This window comes from uncultured Sphingomonas sp., from assembly GCF_964235535.1.
Taxonomy (GTDB): domain Bacteria; phylum Pseudomonadota; class Alphaproteobacteria; order Sphingomonadales; family Sphingomonadaceae; genus Sphingomonas.
The window spans coordinates 72,205-88,116 of sequence record NZ_CAXSBH010000005.1 but is presented as its reverse complement, the minus strand read 5'-3'; the positions used below and the strand labels follow the sequence as shown (position 1 = coordinate 88,116).

Sequence of the window (15,912 nt, the reverse complement as noted above, 5' to 3'; positions counted from 1 at the left end):
CTGGGCGACGCGGCCAGCCGCGCGGTGCTCAGGATCAACGTGCTCGGCGCGCGCGGGCGTTCGCACGAGGTTCACCATAGGGGTGGGACAAGCGCGGTAGTGGCGAGCTTTCATCCGCGCTTCCTGCTCGAGCATCCCGGCCGCAAGCGCGAGGCGTGGGTTGACCTGCAGATGTTGATCAAAGGATTAGGCGAATGAGGTCGACGCACCTCCTCATGCTGGCGGGCGCGGCCCTGGCCGTTCCCGCTTTTGCCGCGGAACCGCCGGCTGCGGCCGGAGTGGGGGCGGGCGCGATCGTGACGCGCGACCGCATCCCCGCTCAGCTCGGTGCGGGCCAGCGCGACGGGTATGCGGCGGTGTTCGAGGCTATCCGCGCCGAGCGCTGGATGGACGCGCAGATCGCGCTCGACGCGATGCCGCTCGGGCCGCTGCATCCGGTTGCGCGCGCCGAGATGTACCTCGCCAAGAACTCGCCCAAGGTCGAGCTGGAGCCGCTGATGGCGCTGCTCAACCAGGCGCCCGAGCTGCCCCAGGCAGCGGCGCTCGCCAGGCTGGCGCGCGCGCGCGGAGCCGGGGAGCTGCCGCCGCTTCCGGTCGAGCAGCGGCTGATCTGGCAGGACGGCGCGCCGCGGCGAGTCCACGCCAAGGCGACTAAGAGCGACCTGATCGCGGCCGATCTGGCGATCGCCATGCAGCCCCATGTGAAGTTGGACGATGGCGCGGCCGCGCACGCGCTGCTCGAGGCGACGACGGGGCTGGGTTCCGAGGCAACGACCGAATGGCGGGCGCGGACCGCGTGGATCTATTTTCTGCAAGGCGACGACGCGAACGCGCGTTCATTGGCCGCGCTGGGACAGGCCGGGGTCGGCGAGTGGGCGCTCCAGGCGCGTTGGACGGGAGCGCTGGCGGCATGGCGCGCGCGCGACTGGCCTGCGGCCGGCGCGGCGTTCGAACAGGTGGCGGCGCGGGCGAGCGACGTCGACCTGCGCGCGGCCGGTCTCTATTGGGCGGCGCGCGCCGACATGGCGGGGGCGCGGCCCGACCGCGTCGAGGGACGTCTGAAGGCGGCCGCGCTGTTCTCCGAATCGTTTTATGGTCAGCTCGCCGCGCAGACGCTCGGCATGCGCGGCGGGGCCAGGCCGGCGACGGGCCTGGTCGCGGCGGACTGGGCGGCGCTCGATAAGCGCCCCAACGTCCGCGTCGCGGCGGCGCTGGTTGAGCTGGGCGAGACCGATCTCGCCGACGACGTGCTCCGGCATCAGGCCAGGATCGGCAGCCCGGCCGAGTTCCAGGGGCTGCTCCGCCTGGCGGGGTTGCTCGATCTGGCCGCGACGAGCCTGTGGATGGCGCACAACTGCCCGGCGGGGTACCGGCCGGCGGCGGAGCTGCGCTATCCGACGCCCAACTGGAAACCCGACAGCGGCTGGCGCGTCGACAAGGCGCTCGTCTACGCACACACGCTCGAGGAGTCGCGCTTCCGCAACAAGGTCGTAAGCCCGGCGGGGGCGTATGGCCTGATGCAGATCATGCCGGCCGCCGCGACCGACTTCGCGCGCGAGCGCGGCCTGGCGACGGCGGACCGAGCCTTCCTGAGCAAGCCGTCGACCAACATGGACGTCGGCCAGCGCCATCTGGAGCGGCTGCGCGATATGCGACAGACAACCGGTGGGCTGCTGCCCAAGGTGATCGCCGCTTACAATGCGGGACCCAAGCCGGTCGGCGAGTGGAACGGGTTGGTGCGCGACGGGGGTGATCCGCTGCTGTATATCGAATCCATCCCCTATTGGGAGACGCGCGGCTACGTCACCACGGTGCTGCGCAATTATTGGATGTATGAGGGCGTCGGCGGCAAGGCGACGTTCGCGAGCCGCAAGGCGCTGGCTCAGGGCATGTGGCCGCGTTTTCCCGGGCTGCCGGGTGCGGAGGCGGTCCGAGTGCGGACGCCGATCGCGCCCTTCGTGCCGCGGCCCGCGCCGCTTCCCCTCCCCCTTCCGGTGAGCGAGCAGACGGTAGCCCCAACGGCATTGATCGCCGATGCCGATTGACGAGAGCCGGAGTTTTATTCCAGTCCGCATCGCGGTCCTGACCGTCTCCGACACGCGGGGGTTGGCCGAGGACCGATCAGGCGACCTGCTCGTCGAACGGCTGCTCGCTGCGAAACATGAATTGGCGGATCGCCGGATAGAACGCGATGATGTCGACCTGATCGTGGCGCGGTTGAACGGCTGGATCGACGATCCGGGCGTAGATTGCGTCCTCACCACGGGCGGCACCGGCGTTACCGGGCGCGACGTAACGCCCGAGGCAATCGGTCAAGTGGCCGAGAAGATGATCCCGGGCTTCGGCGAGCTGTTCCGGTGGCTCAGCTTCCAGACCATCGGGACGTCGACGATCCAGTCGCGGGCATGCGCATGCGTGACGCGCGGCACGTATCTGTTCGCGCTGCCGGGATCGACGGGCGCGGTGAAGGACGCTTGGGACGGCATCCTGCGCGATCAGCTCGACAGCCGGCACCGTCCCTGCAACTTCGTCGAACTGATGCCGAGGCTTCAGGAGCGCTGACCGCGCCGCCGATCCTTATCGGCCCAGCAGCGCGGCGATGAAGCGGGACAAGGCAACGACGCTGCCGATGCTGAACGGCATGAAGAACGCCACCAGCGCGATTACGAGGAACAGGCGGGCCGCGCCGTCCGACGAACGTGGCGGCTCCGGTGCCTTGGCCGGTTCGTCGCGGGGCCAGATGCTGTGCTCGTCGATGAACATGGCTTCATTCCCGGCATAAGCGGCTCTCCGTGCCAACGTCGATCGCACGTTCCAGTTGCACGAGTGTCGGTAATGTTTTTGTTATGTTCTTGAATAGATGGTATCGCGGTATATGGCAAAACCCCGGACCGTGCGTGGCGCGACGCTGAATGCGGTAAGCGGACGGTTCAATCTGCCCGGCATCGAGGCTGACGGCGACTGGCTAGACGACCGCGAATTGCTCGGTGAAGCGCCGCCGCCGCTCCGTACGACGGTTACGGTCGAGCGACCCAAGACGATCATCAGCCGCAACGCGTCGCCGGACATGTCGTTCGATCGGTCGATCAACCCCTATCGCGGGTGCGAGCATGGCTGCATCTATTGCTATGCGCGGCCGACCCATGCGTTCCATGATCTGTCGCCCGGGCTCGATTTCGAGAGCCGGTTGTTCGCCAAGCCCGATGCGGCGGCGCTGCTCAGGGCGGAGCTCGCCAAGCCCGGCTATTCGCCCGCACCGATCGCGCTCGGGACCAACACCGATCCGTACCAGCCGATCGAGCGTGAGTGGGGCATCACGCGGTCGGTGATCGAGGTGCTTGCCGAGTGCCGCCACCCGGTGACGATCACGACCAAATCGGACCGGGTCGTGCGCGATATCGACCTGCTGGCGCCGATGGCCGCGCAGGGGCTGGCGAGCGTGTGCGTGTCGGTGACCTCGCTCGATCCCAAGGTGGCCGCGACGGTCGAGCCGCGCGCGCCGCATCCGGAGAAGCGGCTGGCGGCGGTGCGCAAGCTCGCGGGTGCCGGCGTGCCGGTCTATGTCTCGATCTCGCCCGTCATCCCGGCGATCACCGATCATGAGATCGAGCATCTGATCGAACGCGCGGCCGAGGCGGGCGCGAGCGCGGCCTTCTTCATCCCGGTCCGGTTGCCGCTCGAAGTCGCGCCGTTGTTCAAGGCGTGGCTGGACGAGCATTTTCCCGACCGGGCGGGCAAGGTGATGGCGACGATCCGGTCGATGCGCGGCGGCCGCGAGAACGATCCGGGCTTCTTCAAGCGACTGCGGGGTTCGGGACCGTGGGCGGAACTGCTCCGGACGCGGTTCGACATCGCCTGCCGCAAGCATGGACTGGTCGGCCGGCGGATAACGCTGCGCTCCGACCTGTTCCGGCCGCCGGCGGGGCCGCAGGGCGAGCTGTTCGGGTAAGGCAACCCGCGCCTACGCCGGTCGTTGGAGTCGTCGAAGCTTTAGAGGATTGACCATGACCGACCAGAACCGCGACGTTCCCGCCGCCCAGCCGCTCAGCCCCAACGACGCCGACCGGGAGGGCGCGGGCTCGGGCGCGGCGTCCGGAGCCGAACCGAGCGAGGACGCCGGCGCGGGCTATGGCAACCATGCGATGCCGGACCTGGAAGGCGAGCCGGGCGACTCGAGCAGCGACGGGCGCTGACTTCTATGCCGCCGCGAGCCGGTAGTCCTTGTACCGCTCGCGCAGCGCGGTCTTGAGCAGCTTGCCGGTGGCGGTGTGCGGTAGTTCGTCGACGAAGACGATCGCGTCGGGCAGGCACCATTTCGCGACGTGGTCGCCCAAGTGCGCGGTGATCTCCGCCTCGCTTACCATGCTGCCCGGCTTGCGGACGACGAGCAGCAGCGGGCGTTCGTCCCAGCGCGGGTGGTAGATGCCGATGGCCGCCGCCTCGGCGACCCCGGGGCAGCCGACGGCGGCGTTCTCGAGCTCGACCGAGCTGATCCACTCGCCGCCCGATTTGATCACGTCCTTGGCCCGATCGGTGATCTGCATGGTGCCGTCGGGATGGAGCAGCGCGACATCGCCCGTGTCGAACCAATCGTCGGCGTCGGTCGCGGCTTCCTCGGCTTTGAAATAGCGGCCGATCACCCACGGGCCTCGGCATTGCAACCTGCCGGAACTCCGGCCGTCACGGGCCAGCACCACGCCTTCGTCGTCAACGGTGCGGAGCTCGACGCCGAAGGGTGCGCGGCCTTGCATCGCGACCTGGTCCACTTGCTGGTCGAAGGCCAGCCGGTCCCAGTCGGGCGAGCGCGCCCCCATGGTGCCGATCGGCGAGGTCTCGGTCATGCCCCAGGCGTGGTTGACGCGCACACCCATCCGCATGATCCGCTCGATCATGGCGCGCGGCGCGGCCGACCCGCCGATGGTGACGAGCCGGAGATGCTCGGGGCTGATCCTGGTCGCGTCCATATGCGCGAATAGGCCGAGCCAAACCGTGGGCACGCCCGCCGAGGTGGTCACCCGCTCCCGGTTCATCAGGTCGCACAACACCGGCGGGTCGTTCACGGCGGAGAAGACGAACTTGCACCCGGCGACCGCTCCCGCGAAGGGCAGGCCCCAGGCGGCGGCGTGGAACATCGGCACGATGGGCAGCAGCACCGAGCGGGTGTCGAGATCGAACACGGCGGGCTGGATCTCGGCAAGCGCGTGGAGGACGCTGGAACGGTGGGTGTAGAGGACGCCCTTGGGATTGCCGGTCGTACCGCTGGTGTAGCAAAGCATGCACGGGTCGCGCTCGGGACCCTCGACCCAGGCGAATTCGCCGTCCTCGGCGTCGACCAGCGCGCGGAAGGTACTGTCGCCCTCCCCGCCTGCCCCGGACTGCGATCCGGGGTCCATGATCACGTAATGCTCGATCGTCGTGAAGCGGTCGCGGAGGCGGTCGACGAGCGGCTGGAAGGCGCGGTCGTACAGGAGCACGCGGTCTTCGGCGTGGTTGGCGATGTAGACGAGTTGATCGTCGAACAGCCGCGGGTTGATCGTGTGGATCACGCCGCCCATCCCGATCGCGCCGTACCAGGCGGCGAGGTGATGCGCGTGGTTCATCGCCAGCGTCGCCACGCGGTCGCCGGGTCGCAGGCCGAGCCGGACGAGCGCCTGCGCGAAGCGGCGGGCGTCACGCTCGATTCCGGCCCAGTCCGTGCGCGTCTTCGATCCGTCGGCCCAGCGCGTGACGATCTCGCGGCGGCCGTGCTCGCGCGCGGCGTGCTCGATGAGGCGCGGGACGCGCAGCTCGAAATCCTGCATTCCACCCAGCATCGGCCTCTCCTGCGGCTTACCCGACGAGCGCCAGCCGCGTTTCGCTGTTCCGGAGCTCGACCTTGGCGATACCGTGCAACAGCTCGATCCGGCCCGCAAGTTCCGCATCGAGCAGGAAGTCGCGGCCGAGCAGGATCGTCGCCACCGCGCCGTCCGGATAGTGCGCGATCACGCGCACCTCGCCGCGCGCCCCCCGGTGGTGTTGGAGCATCCCGGCGAGCGCGGGAAAGGCGGCGGGGTCGGTGATCGTCGCCTCGATCACGAAACGGGCGGTGGAGGCTAGGCCGTCGAACGACTGGACGCGGCGGACGCTGACGCGCGGCGCATCCTCGCCCGGCTTGCGGTCGAGCTCGACGGTGATGAGGGCGCACTTGGCTTCGCGCGCGGCATCCTCCAGGTCCTTGGCGACCGCGTCGTCGAAGCAGGTGGCGTTGAACTGGCCGCTCGCGTCGGAGAGCTGGGCCATGAGGTAGCGCTTGCCGCGCGCCGACTGCCGCCAGCGGGCTTCCTCGACGAGCACCGCCATGGTCGCGCCGACGCGGCCGTCCTCGGGAACCTGGAGCTCGCCGAGCGCGGCGTAGGCGCGCGCGCCGTGGGTGCGCGCGATATGCGAATGGCGGTCGACGGGGTGGGCGGAGAAGTAGAAGCCGAACGCCTCCTTTTCCTGCTCCATGCGCTCCGACAGGGTCCAGGTTGCGACCGGCAGCTTGATCGCGTCGCCGGCGTGGGACTCACCGCCGAACAAGCCGCCCTGCCCGCTCGTCTTGGCGTCGTGCGTGCGAGCGGCGACGGCGAGGATCGTGTCGGCGGCGGCGTGAAGCCCGGCGCGGTTGGGGTCGAGTTCGTCAAACGCGCCCGCGGCGGCGAGCGTTTCGAGCTGGCGCTTATTGAAGAGGCGCGGGTCGACGCGGGTGGCGAGGTCGTCGATGTTGGCGAAGGTGCCGCGTTCGGTGCGTTCGGCCACTAGCCGTTCCATCGCGCCCTCGCCGACGGATTTGAGTGCGGCGAGAGCGTAACGGACTTTTGGCCCGTTATCATCCACTTGAACGTCGAACTCGGCATCGGATATGTTGATGTCGGGGCCGCAGACGATGACGCCCAAACGGCGCGCGTCCTCGACGAAGATGCCGAGCTTGTCCGTCAAAGCCATGTCGTAACACATTGAGGCGGCGTAGAATTCGTGCGGATGATGCGCCTTCAGCCAGGCGGTCTGGTAGGCGAGGAGCGCATAGGCGGCGGCGTGGGATTTGTTGAAGCCGTAGCCGGCGAACTTGTCGATCAGGTCGAACAGATCGTTCGCCTGCTGCCTGCCGATGCCGTTGACGGTGCGGCAACCCTCGACGAAGCCCGCGCGCTGCGCGTCCATCTCCGCCTTGACCTTCTTGCCCATGGCGCGGCGAAGGAGGTCGGCGCCGCCCAAGCTGAAGCCGGCGAGGACCTGCGCGGCCTGCATGACCTGTTCTTGGTAGACGAAGATGCCGTAGGTCTCGGCCAGGATCGGTTCCAACAATCCGTGGGGGTAGGCGATCGGCTCCTGCCCGTTCTTGCGGCGGCCGAAGCTCGGGATGTTGTCCATCGGGCCGGGGCGGTAGAGCGAGACGAGCGCGATGATATCGCCGAAGTTGGACGGGCGGACGGCGGACAGTGTGCGGCGCATTCCCTCCGATTCGAGCTGGAAAACGCCCACCGTGTCGCCGCGCTGGAGGAGTTTGTAGACCTGCTCGTCATCCCAGGCGAGCGCGTCGAGGTCGATCGTTATGTTCCGTTTCGCAAGCAGTTGCGTGGCCTTTTTCAGGACCGACAGCGTCTTCAGGCCGAGGAAGTCGAACTTCACGAGACCCGCCCCTTCGACATATTTCATGTCGAACTGAGTGACCGGCATGTCCGAGCGCGGATCGCGGTATAGGGGTACGAGCTGGGCGAGCGGGCGGTCGCCGATGACGACGCCGGCCGCATGGGTGGACGAGTGGCGCGGCAGGCCCTCGAGCTTCATCGCTAGGTCGAGCAAGCGGCGAACACCGTTGTCGTTGGCGTATTCGCGGGCGAGTTCGGACACGCCGTTCAGCGCGCGGGTCAGCGTCCAGGGATCGGTCGGGTGGTTGGGGACGAGCTTGGCGAGGCGATCGACCTGGCCATAGCTCATCTGGAGCACACGGCCGGTGTCCTTGAGCACGGCGCGAGCCTTCAGGCGTCCGAAGGTGATGATCTGGGCCACTTGGTTCCGACCGTATTTCTCCTGGACGTAGCGGATGACCTCGCCGCGCCTGGTCTCGCAGAAGTCGATGTCGAAATCGGGCATCGACACGCGCTCGGGATTGAGGAAGCGTTCGAACAGCAGGCCGAGCGGAAGCGGGTCGAGGTCGGTGATCGTCAGCGACCAGGCGACGACCGAGCCAGCGCCCGAGCCACGACCCGGGCCGACGGGGATGTCGTGATCCTTGGCCCATTTGATGAAGTCGGCGACGATCAGGAAATAGCCGGGAAAGCCCATCTGGATGATGACGTCGAGCTCGAACTCGAGGCGGTCGCGGTAGGGCTTCCGCCATTCCTCCTCCGTTCGCGCTGAGCTTGTCGAAGGGTCGTCCTGTCTCACGGCGGAAGAGAAAGACGACGCTTCGACAGGCTCAGCGCGAACGGGTTGGGGTGGCAGTCCCTCGCGAACGGAATTGGACCGGAGCGTCGCGATCCGATCCAACCGCGCCTCGAGTCCCGCGCGCGAGTCCTGTCGAAGCATCTCCGCTTCGGCGGCGAGGTCGGGCGGGGTGGCGAGGCTGGGGAGGATCGGTGCGCGGCTGGGAGCCATCACCGCGCAGCGGCGGGCGACGACGAGCGTGTTGGCGATCGCCTCGGGCAGGTCGGCGAACAGCTCGGCCATGACGGCGGCGGGTTTGATCCAGGCGTGGCGGCAGGTGCGCTTGCGGTCCTTGGTGGCGACGTAGCTCGATTGCGCGATGCAGAGCATGGCGTCGTGCGCCTCGCCGAAGTCGGCCTCGGCGAAGCAGGACGGGTTCACGGCGACGAGCGGGAGGCCGCGGGCGTAGGCGAGCTCGATCAGCGCGGTCTCGGCAGCGGTCTCGACGGCGTTGTCGCGGCGGACGAGTTCGATATATAATCGGTCCGGGAACAGCGCTTGAAGCCGGTCGGCATAGGCGCGGGCGCGGTCGGGCTGATCCTCGGCGAACAAGCGGGCAAGTCCCCCTTCCCCGCCCGCGGTCAGTGCGAGGAGGCCGTCCGTGCGGCCTTCCAGCATGGAGAAGTCGACATGGGCGTCGAGCTCGATCGGGCGGTCGAGATGCGCCATCGACACGAGCGCGCACAGATTGTCGTAACCGACCGCGTCCTGTGCATAAAGCGCGAGCCAGTCGAGCGGCGCGGCGACGCTATCGGGGGTGCCCGGGCGGCAGACGCCCAGCATCGCGCCGACGATCGGTTGCACCCCGCCCTTCTTGGCCGCTTCGGAGAAGGCCATGGCGGCATACAGGCCGTTACGGTCGGTGAGCGCAGTGGCGGGAAAGTGCAGTTGGCGCGCGCGCTCGACGATCGCTTTGGGCTCGATGGCACCGTCGAGCATGGTGTAGGAGGAGAAGATGCGGAGGGGAACGAAACCGGAATGCATCGCTCGACTATGGGCATAGGCCGATGATTCGGAAAGCGATTAGGCGGGACCGGTCGTCGTGGAACCCTCGCATGGACGGCCCGTTGCCCACCGAAGCGAGCTGGGAACCAGAGCGATGACCGATAGGCGCGGTGACGATCCGATAAGCGACAGGGCTCCCCGTGCGGGCGCAGGCTGGGCGTGGATCCTGGCGTACGGCGTGTTGTCGGCGGCGCTGGGCGTGTTCGCGTTCCTGTCCCCGTTCTCCGCGACATTGGCGGCGACGCTGGTCGTGGGCGCGTTGCTCGTCGCGACCGGCGTCATGGCGTTGGCGGCGGGAGTGATCGGGCATGACCATCACCACCGGCCCTACAAGCTGTTGCTCGGAGTGCTGTCGATCGTCGTCGGGCTGGTGATGGCGTTCCGCCCGGTGACCGGCGCGTTCTCGCTGACGCTGCTGATGGCGGCATGGCTGATCGCGCGCGGGGTGATGGAGATCGTGGGGCGCGCGGCACGAGCGGCACCGCTGGTCGATGATCGCGCTGGGCGTTCTCAATCTGCTATTGGCGGGGTTCATCGTCGCGACGGTGCCCGCGTCGGCGCTGACGCTACCGGGGTATGTGCTGGGGATCAGTTTGTTGTTCGGCGGGGTGACGGCGATCACCGCGGGGCTGGCGCACCGGAAGGGCGCGCCGGCGTTTTCCCTGGGAGCCTAAAGCAGGGCCCTCACCCTCGCCGCGCTACGCGCGTCTTTCCCTCTCCCGCGAAAGCGGGAGAGGGTTAATGTTAGAGCAGCGCTTCGATGTCGCCGTTCAGGTCTTCCGGCTTGGTGTGGGGAGCGTAGCGGCGGACGGTTCTACCCTGGCGATCGACGAGGAATTTGGTGAAGTTCCATTTGATCGCGCGGCTGCCCATCAGGCCGGGGGCTTCGGATTTGAGCCGGTCGAATAAGGGCGAGGCGGCGGGGCCGTTGACGTCTATCTTGGCGAAGACGGGGAAGGTCACGTCGTAGTTGGTCCGACAGAAGGTCGCGATCTCGGCGGCGTCGCCGGGCTCCTGCGCGCCGAACTGGTTGCAGGGGAACGCCAGCACCTCGAAGCCGCGGCCGCGGTAGTCGCGGCCGAGCTGCTCCAACCCGTCATATTGCGGGGTGAAGCCGCATTTAGAGGCGGTGTTGACGATCAACAGCACCTTGCCGCGCCAGGTATCGAGCGACGCCGGGCCGCCGTCGGCCCCGCGGACCTCGAAATCGGTGATCATGGTCATCGAACCTCCTCGATCCGGCCCTCATGCAGGCGCACGACGCGATCCATCCGGGCAGCGAGCCGTTCATTGTGGGTGGCGACGAGCGCGGCCGAGCCTTCGCCGCGCACCAAGCGCAGAAACTCGGCCAGGACGATGCCCGCGGTATGCTCGTCGAGGTTGCCCGTGGGCTCGTCGGCGAGGACGAGCGTCGGGCGGTTGGCGAGCGCGCGGGCGACGGCGACGCGCTGCTGCTCGCCGCCCGAGAGCTGGCTGGGTCGGTGGGTCAGCCGGTGGCCGAGGCCGAGCGCGGTGAGGAGCGACGCGGCGCGCGTGCGCGCGTCGGTGCGCGGGATGCCGCGAACGAGCTGGGGCAGGACGACGTTCTCGGTCGCGTCGAAGTCGGGGAGGAGATGATGGAACTGGTAGACGAAGCCGAGCCGGTCGCGGCGGACGAGCGTGCGGCCGGCGGCGTTCAGCTTGGATGCCTCAGCGCCCGCTATGCGGATCGAGCCTTCGAATCCACCTTCGAGCAGGCCGACCGCCTGGAGCAAGGTCGACTTGCCCGATCCCGACGGGCCCAGAAGCGCCACGATCTCGCCGGGCGCGACCTGGAGGTCGACGCCGCGCAGGACCTCGATCGTCTGGCCGCCCTGGGTGAAGCTGCGGGAAAGCCCGGCGGTATGAAGGACCGGCTCATTCATATCTGAGAACTTGAACCGGATCAGTGCTGGCCGCCTTGAAGGCCGGATAGAGCGTGGCGAGAAAGCTGAAGACGAGCGCCATCAGCGTGATCGCGACGATCTCGACGGGCTCGGTCTTGGAGGGAAGCTCTGTCAGATAGCGGATCGACGGATCCCACAGATTCTGGCCGGTGACGAGCTGGACGAAGTTTACCACCGCCTGGCGGTAGAAGAGGAACACCGCGCCGAGCGCGAGCCCGGCCAGCGTGCCGAGCGCGCCGATGGTGGTTCCGACCGTTACGAAGATGCGGAGCAGGCTGGTGCGGGTCGCGCCCATGGTGCGCAGGATGGCGATGTCGCGCGTCTTGGCGCGCACCAGCATGATGAGCGAGGACAGGATGTTGAAGACGGCGACGAGGATGATGATCGATAGGACGACGAACATCGCCACGCGCTCGACCGCCAGAGCCTCGAACAACTGCGCGTTCATGGTACGCCAGTCCTGCACCACCGCGCGGCCGCCGATGCGCTGCGCTAACGGGCGCAGGATCTCGCCGACGCGGTCGGGGTCGACCGTCTGCACCTCGACCATGCCGACCGCGTCGCCGAGCAGGAGCAGCGTCTGCGCCTCTTCGAGCGGCATGACGACATAGGCCTTGTCGTAGTCGTACACGCCAATCTCGAAGATCGCGCCGACCGTGTAGGCGACGATTCGCGGGACGGTGCCGAACGGCGTGCTCTGCCCCTGCGGATTAAAGAGCGAGATCTCCGAGCCGACCTGCGCGCCGAGTGATTCGGCCAGGCGCGAGCCGATGGCGATGCGGGCGTTGCCCGGGCGAAGGCCGCCGAGCGTGCCCGAGACGATGTTGTTCCCGACCGAGCGTTGGATATCCTCGAACCGCTGGCCGCGGACGAGCACGGCCTCCGCGCGGCCGTTGTAGGTGGCCGCCAGCGGCTGTTCGATCAGCGGCACGGCGCTGGTAACGCCGGGCGTGGCGCGCGCGTCGCGGACGATATCGCGCCAGTCGGGCAGGCGTCCGCCGAACCCCTGCACGACGGCATGGCCGTTCAGGCCGGTGATCTTGTCGAACAGCTCGGCGCGGAAGCCGTTCATCACGCTCATGACGATGACCAGCGCGGCGACGCCCAGCATGACCGCGACCAGGCTGATCGAGGCGACGAGGAAGATGAACCCCTCCCCCTTCCCCGGCAACAGGTAGCGCCGGGCGATCATGCGTTCGTAGGGGGCGAGGATCATGTCCCGGCCCGCCTACCGGCGCGGGGCCGGACTGGCAATCGCGGTACGATTGTTGCGGCGGGGCCACATGGCGCGACTATTCGTTTCGGGAGAGACTCGGCATGCGTGACAAGTGCAAATCTTCGTCCTAGCCCGATCTCACTGGCACACAGGCAACGGCCGTGGTTCGGGGAAGGCTCTTCACCGCCGCAGCGGAAAACGCGCGCGGCGAGGAGCCAAATGGGGGCTGACGAGCGATCGTCACGCAGGCGCCCGGGCTGGAAACGGCCCGGGCGTTTGCCATTTTTGGCTGCCGAAAATTTTTGCGAGTAGGGCCGATCCGGTCTCTTGACGCTTGCAAAGGTGTCCCCAGATCTGCGCCGCGCGATGCCTTCGGGGTCGCGTGCGGGGCGGGCGCGAGTGCCTTCCCGCGGAGATCAACTCGCTTTTCGGAGGTTTTGATATGCGACTCGACCTGACCCCTTACCGCCGTTCGACCATCGGCTTCGACCGGCTCTTCGACATGCTCGAGCAGAACGGCAAGACAGCGACCGCCGAGAATTACCCGCCCTTCAACCTGGAGCGGATCGCCGACGACCGGTACCGCATCACTCTCGCGGTGGCCGGCTTCACGCGCGAAGAGATCGAGATCACCGCGCAGCAGAACCTGTTGATGGTGACCGGTAGCAAGGACGAGCGTGCGGGCGCGCAGTTCCTGCATCTCGGCATCGCGAACCGCGGCTTCGAGCGCCGCTTCGAGCTTGCCGATTTCGTACTGGTCGACGATGCACGCTTGAACGACGGGCTGCTCGTGATCGACCTGGTACGGGAGATCCCGGAGGCGATGAAGCCTAAGACGATCGCCATCAAGACGGGTGCGCCGCTCGCGGCCGTGGAGAACAAGCCGGACGAGGCGCAGGCCGCCTGAGAGTCTCGGCATCCTCAAACATCGTCAATGACGTCGCGAAGCGCTCGGGCCTGTATGGTCCGAGCGCGTTATTCAGACCAAACGGCTCTGCTTGACCGCGGCCTCGATGAAGCTGGCGAAGAGGGGATGCGGATCGAGGGGCTTGGATTTCAGCTCGGGGTGGAACTGGACGCCGACGAACCAGGGATGGTCCGGGCGCTCGACGATCTCGGGCAGGGTGCCGTCGGGCGACATGCCGGAGAAGACGAGGCCGCCCGCCTCCAGCGCGTCGCGGTAGCCGGTGTTGACCTCGTAGCGGTGGCGGTGGCGTTCCTGGATCGTCGTCGCGCCGTAGATGGAGGCGGCCACGCTGTTGCCCGCCAGCCTGGCCTCATACGCGCCGAGCCGCATCGTACCGCCGAGGTCACCCTGCTCCTCGCGTTTCTCCAGACCCTCGCGGCCCATCCATTCGGTGATCAGGCCGACGACCGGTTCGGGCGTCGGGCCGAACTCGGACGACGACGCGTGCTCGATCCCGGCGGTGCCGCGCGCGCCCTCGATGCAGGCCATCTGCATACCGAAACAGATGCCGAGATACGGGACGCCGCGCGTCCTGGCGAAACGGACGGAGGCGATCTTGCCCTCCGCGCCGCGCTCGCCGAACGCGCCGGGGACCAGGATCGCGTCGCACGGCTCGAGGCTGCGGGCGATGTCGGCCTCGCGCCCCTCGAACAGCTCCGCGTCGATCCAGCGGACGTTCACGCGCACGCGGTTGGCGATGCCGCCGTGCACGAGCGCCTCGTTCAGCGACTTGTAGGCGTCCTGAAGGCCGACATACTTGCCGACCACGCCGATCGTCACCTCGCCCTCCGGGTTGGTGAGGCGGTCGACGATCTCGGCCCAGCGCGACAGGTCGGGGGCCTCGCCGGGGTCGATCCCGAAGGCGCGCAGCACCTCGGCGTCGAGCCCTTCGGCATGGTATTGGAGCGGGACGGCGTAGATGCTCTTGGCATCGAGCGCGGGGATCACCGCAGCCTCGGCGACGTTGCAGAACAGCGCGATCTTGGCACGCTCGGACGGCGGGAGTGGCTGTTCGCAGCGACACACCAGCAGGTCGGGCTGGACGCCGAGCGCGGCCAGCTCGCGGACCGAGTGCTGGGTAGGCTTCGTCTTGAGCTCGCCCGCCGCCGCGATGAAGGGGACGAGCGTGACGTGGATCGAGACCGAGTTGGAGCGGCCGACCTCGTTGCGGAGCTGGCGGATGGCCTCGATGAAGGGGAGCGATTCAATGTCGCCGACGGTGCCGCCGATCTCGCATAGGACGAAGTCGAGGTCGTCGCCGTTCTCGTCCAGCAGGTCGGCGCGCGCGAACGCCTTGATGGCGTCGGTGACGTGGGGGATGACCTGGACGGTCGCGCCGAGGTAATCGCCGCGCCGCTCGCGCGCGATGATCTGCTGGTAGATGCGGCCCGAGGTGACGTTGTCCGACTGGCGCGACGGCACGCCGGTGAAGCGTTCGTAGTGGCCCAGATCGAGGTCGGTCTCGGCGCCGTCGTCGGTGACGTAGACCTCGCCGTGCTGGTACGGGCTCATCGTGCCGGGGTCGACGTTCAGGTACGGATCGAACTTGCGGATGCGCACGCGGTAGCCGCGCGCCTGGAGCAGCGCCGCGAGCGCGGCCGCCATGAGACCCTTGCCGAGCGACGAGACCACGCCGCCGGTGATGAAGATGTACCGCGCCATGGGAGGAGTCGCCTAGCGTCTAACGGGCTTGCGGGACAAGCACCCGCTTGCGCCGTGCGGCAATCTCAACGGGCGAGCGGAACCGAGCCGTTGTCGGCGGGCATGGCGGGCTGGGCGCGGTCCGCGGCGGCGGCACCCGCCGCGGAGGCGAAGGGCGCGTCGTCGGCCTGGGCGGGGCGGGTCGGACGGATCGGGGGAACAGCCGTCGAACCCGGCGTACGGGCGAGCGAGGTGTCCACCGTCGCGGTCTGGCGAGTCGCGGCGAACACCGCGAGCACCACGGCCATCACCACGAACGCGGTGCCGAGCACGGAGGTGGCGCGCGTCAGAAAGTCCGCCGCGCCGCGCGCCGACATCAACCCCGACGGGCTGCCGCCCATGCCGAGCCCGCCGCCCTCCGATTTCTGCATGAGGATCACAGCGACGAGCGCGGCCGCGATGATCGCGTGGAGGACGAGCAGGAATGCGAACATGGATCAGGATCGTTTCGTGAGCTTGGGTTCGACACGGCACATAGGTCGGGAGCCGGGACCGATCAACCGAGCCCGGAAGCCGCCGAACGGCGCGTTTCGACCGTTACGGGTTCGGCAACCATGCCGTTTCCGCCGCGTTAAGGTTTTCAGCAATATCATCCGGGGCGGTGCTCCGGTCAAGCAAGTGGAGCCTTCCGTGGCCACAGCCGTCCTGCCTTC

General features: G+C 68.1%; 14 protein-coding genes and 1 pseudogene. 7 read left to right on the top strand and 8 right to left on the bottom strand.

Annotation, left to right across the window (positions count from 1 at the left end; translation table 11 throughout):
* From ACFE7F_RS03315 to moaB, 3 genes and pseudogenes are all read left to right on the top strand, one after another.
* A pseudogene (locus ACFE7F_RS03315) lies at positions 1–198 on the top strand (uracil-DNA glycosylase); the annotation flags it as partial.
* On the top strand, positions 195–2,045 hold the full coding sequence (locus tag ACFE7F_RS03310; protein WP_375402415.1) for a transglycosylase SLT domain-containing protein: 1,851 nt from the start codon (positions 195–197) through the stop codon (positions 2,043–2,045). The pseudogene ACFE7F_RS03315 and the gene ACFE7F_RS03310, both read left to right, overlap by 4 nt.
* Positions 2,035–2,562 (top strand): molybdenum cofactor biosynthesis protein B, encoded by a 528-nt coding sequence (gene moaB, locus ACFE7F_RS03305; RefSeq protein WP_375402414.1) that lies wholly within the window; start codon positions 2,035–2,037, stop codon positions 2,560–2,562. Before ACFE7F_RS03310 ends, moaB begins: the two co-directional genes overlap by 11 nt.
* 15 nt (positions 2,563–2,577) lie before the next feature.
* Here moaB and ACFE7F_RS03300 read toward each other — a convergent pair whose 3' ends face one another.
* Positions 2,578–2,763, bottom strand: a complete 186-nt coding sequence (locus ACFE7F_RS03300) for a hypothetical protein (RefSeq protein WP_375402413.1) — start codon at positions 2,761–2,763, stop codon at positions 2,578–2,580.
* 112 nt (positions 2,764–2,875) lie between these two features.
* Here ACFE7F_RS03300 and ACFE7F_RS03295 point away from each other — a divergent pair, with 112 nt between their 5' ends.
* Together ACFE7F_RS03295 and ACFE7F_RS03290 are read left to right on the top strand one after the other, a co-directional pair.
* Positions 2,876–3,949, top strand: coding sequence for a PA0069 family radical SAM protein (locus ACFE7F_RS03295; protein WP_375402412.1), 1,074 nt, complete (start codon positions 2,876–2,878; stop codon positions 3,947–3,949).
* A gap of 55 nt (positions 3,950–4,004) precedes the next feature.
* Positions 4,005–4,193, top strand: coding sequence for a hypothetical protein (locus ACFE7F_RS03290; protein ID WP_375402411.1), 189 nt, complete (start codon positions 4,005–4,007; stop codon positions 4,191–4,193).
* Positions 4,194–4,196: 3 nt separating this feature from the next.
* Here the strand turns inward: ACFE7F_RS03290 and ACFE7F_RS03285 are convergent, their stop codons facing one another.
* Both ACFE7F_RS03285 and dnaE read right to left on the bottom strand, forming a co-directional pair.
* On the bottom strand, positions 4,197–5,813 hold the full coding sequence (locus tag ACFE7F_RS03285) for a long-chain fatty acid--CoA ligase (protein WP_375402410.1): 1,617 nt from the start codon (positions 5,811–5,813) through the stop codon (positions 4,197–4,199).
* Positions 5,814–5,829: 16 nt separating this feature from the next.
* Positions 5,830–9,429 (bottom strand): DNA polymerase III subunit alpha, encoded by a 3,600-nt coding sequence (gene dnaE / locus ACFE7F_RS03280; protein WP_375402409.1) that lies wholly within the window; start codon positions 9,427–9,429, stop codon positions 5,830–5,832.
* A gap of 115 nt (positions 9,430–9,544) precedes the next feature.
* On the opposite strand from dnaE, the gene ACFE7F_RS03275 reads away from it, so the two are divergent.
* Positions 9,545–10,192 (top strand): HdeD family acid-resistance protein, encoded by a 648-nt coding sequence (locus ACFE7F_RS03275; RefSeq protein WP_375402408.1) that lies wholly within the window; start codon positions 9,545–9,547, stop codon positions 10,190–10,192.
* 2 nt (positions 10,193–10,194) lie between these two features.
* Here the strand turns inward: ACFE7F_RS03275 and ACFE7F_RS03270 are convergent, their stop codons facing one another.
* Genes ACFE7F_RS03270 through ACFE7F_RS03260 form a run of 3 tightly spaced genes read right to left on the bottom strand, consistent with a single transcriptional unit; the run spans position 10,195 to position 12,591 of the window.
* The gene (locus ACFE7F_RS03270; RefSeq protein WP_375402407.1) at positions 10,195–10,674 is read right to left on the bottom strand and encodes a glutathione peroxidase; all 480 of its coding nucleotides are present in this window, start codon (positions 10,672–10,674) and stop codon (positions 10,195–10,197) included.
* Entirely contained in the window at positions 10,671–11,354 is a 684-nt protein-coding gene (locus ACFE7F_RS03265) for an ABC transporter ATP-binding protein (RefSeq protein ID WP_375402406.1), read from the bottom strand. The genes ACFE7F_RS03270 and ACFE7F_RS03265 overlap by 4 nt, the downstream gene beginning before the upstream one ends.
* Positions 11,347–12,591, bottom strand: a complete 1,245-nt coding sequence (locus tag ACFE7F_RS03260; RefSeq protein ID WP_375402405.1) for a lipoprotein-releasing ABC transporter permease subunit — start codon at positions 12,589–12,591, stop codon at positions 11,347–11,349. Before ACFE7F_RS03260 ends, ACFE7F_RS03265 begins: the two co-directional genes overlap by 8 nt.
* A 442-nt stretch (positions 12,592–13,033) precedes the next feature.
* Between ACFE7F_RS03260 and ACFE7F_RS03255 the strand changes: the two genes are divergently transcribed.
* Positions 13,034–13,498 carry an Hsp20 family protein gene (locus ACFE7F_RS03255; RefSeq protein ID WP_375402404.1) on the top strand — a complete coding sequence of 155 codons (465 nt, stop codon included), beginning with the start codon at positions 13,034–13,036 and terminating at the stop codon, positions 13,496–13,498.
* Between the two features lie 72 nt (positions 13,499–13,570).
* Here ACFE7F_RS03255 and ACFE7F_RS03250 read toward each other — a convergent pair whose 3' ends face one another.
* Together ACFE7F_RS03250 and secG are read right to left on the bottom strand one after the other, a co-directional pair.
* On the bottom strand, positions 13,571–15,220 hold the full coding sequence (locus ACFE7F_RS03250) for a CTP synthase (protein ID WP_375402403.1): 1,650 nt from the start codon (positions 15,218–15,220) through the stop codon (positions 13,571–13,573).
* 65 nt (positions 15,221–15,285) lie between these two features.
* Complete coding sequence (gene secG / locus ACFE7F_RS03245) at positions 15,286–15,693, bottom strand: preprotein translocase subunit SecG (RefSeq protein ID WP_375402402.1); 408 nt, start codon at positions 15,691–15,693, stop codon at positions 15,286–15,288.
* Positions 15,694–15,912: the final 219 nt, after the last annotated feature.

What these genes read in the sequence shown, in the direction of transcription:
- ACFE7F_RS03310 (WP_375402415.1), top strand. Translation starts at nt 195, where the DNA reads ATGAGGTCGACGCACCTCCTCATGCTGGCGGGCGCGGCCCTGGCCGTT.
- moaB (WP_375402414.1), top strand. Translation starts at nt 2,035, where the DNA reads ATGCCGATTGACGAGAGCCGGAGTTTTATTCCAGTCCGCATCGCGGTC.
- ACFE7F_RS03300 (WP_375402413.1), bottom strand. Translation starts at nt 2,763, where the DNA reads ATGTTCATCGACGAGCACAGCATCTGGCCCCGCGACGAACCGGCCAAG.
- ACFE7F_RS03295 (WP_375402412.1), top strand. Translation starts at nt 2,876, where the DNA reads ATGGCAAAACCCCGGACCGTGCGTGGCGCGACGCTGAATGCGGTAAGC.
- ACFE7F_RS03290 (WP_375402411.1), top strand. Translation starts at nt 4,005, where the DNA reads ATGACCGACCAGAACCGCGACGTTCCCGCCGCCCAGCCGCTCAGCCCC.
- ACFE7F_RS03285 (WP_375402410.1), bottom strand. Translation starts at nt 5,813, where the DNA reads ATGCTGGGTGGAATGCAGGATTTCGAGCTGCGCGTCCCGCGCCTCATC.
- dnaE (WP_375402409.1), bottom strand. Translation starts at nt 9,429, where the DNA reads ATGCATTCCGGTTTCGTTCCCCTCCGCATCTTCTCCTCCTACACCATG.
- ACFE7F_RS03275 (WP_375402408.1), top strand. Translation starts at nt 9,545, where the DNA reads ATGACCGATAGGCGCGGTGACGATCCGATAAGCGACAGGGCTCCCCGT.
- ACFE7F_RS03270 (WP_375402407.1), bottom strand. Translation starts at nt 10,674, where the DNA reads ATGACCATGATCACCGATTTCGAGGTCCGCGGGGCCGACGGCGGCCCG.
- ACFE7F_RS03265 (WP_375402406.1), bottom strand. Translation starts at nt 11,354, where the DNA reads ATGAATGAGCCGGTCCTTCATACCGCCGGGCTTTCCCGCAGCTTCACC.
- ACFE7F_RS03260 (WP_375402405.1), bottom strand. Translation starts at nt 12,591, where the DNA reads ATGATCCTCGCCCCCTACGAACGCATGATCGCCCGGCGCTACCTGTTG.
- ACFE7F_RS03255 (WP_375402404.1), top strand. Translation starts at nt 13,034, where the DNA reads ATGCGACTCGACCTGACCCCTTACCGCCGTTCGACCATCGGCTTCGAC.
- ACFE7F_RS03250 (WP_375402403.1), bottom strand. Translation starts at nt 15,220, where the DNA reads ATGGCGCGGTACATCTTCATCACCGGCGGCGTGGTCTCGTCGCTCGGC.
- secG (WP_375402402.1), bottom strand. Translation starts at nt 15,693, where the DNA reads ATGTTCGCATTCCTGCTCGTCCTCCACGCGATCATCGCGGCCGCGCTC.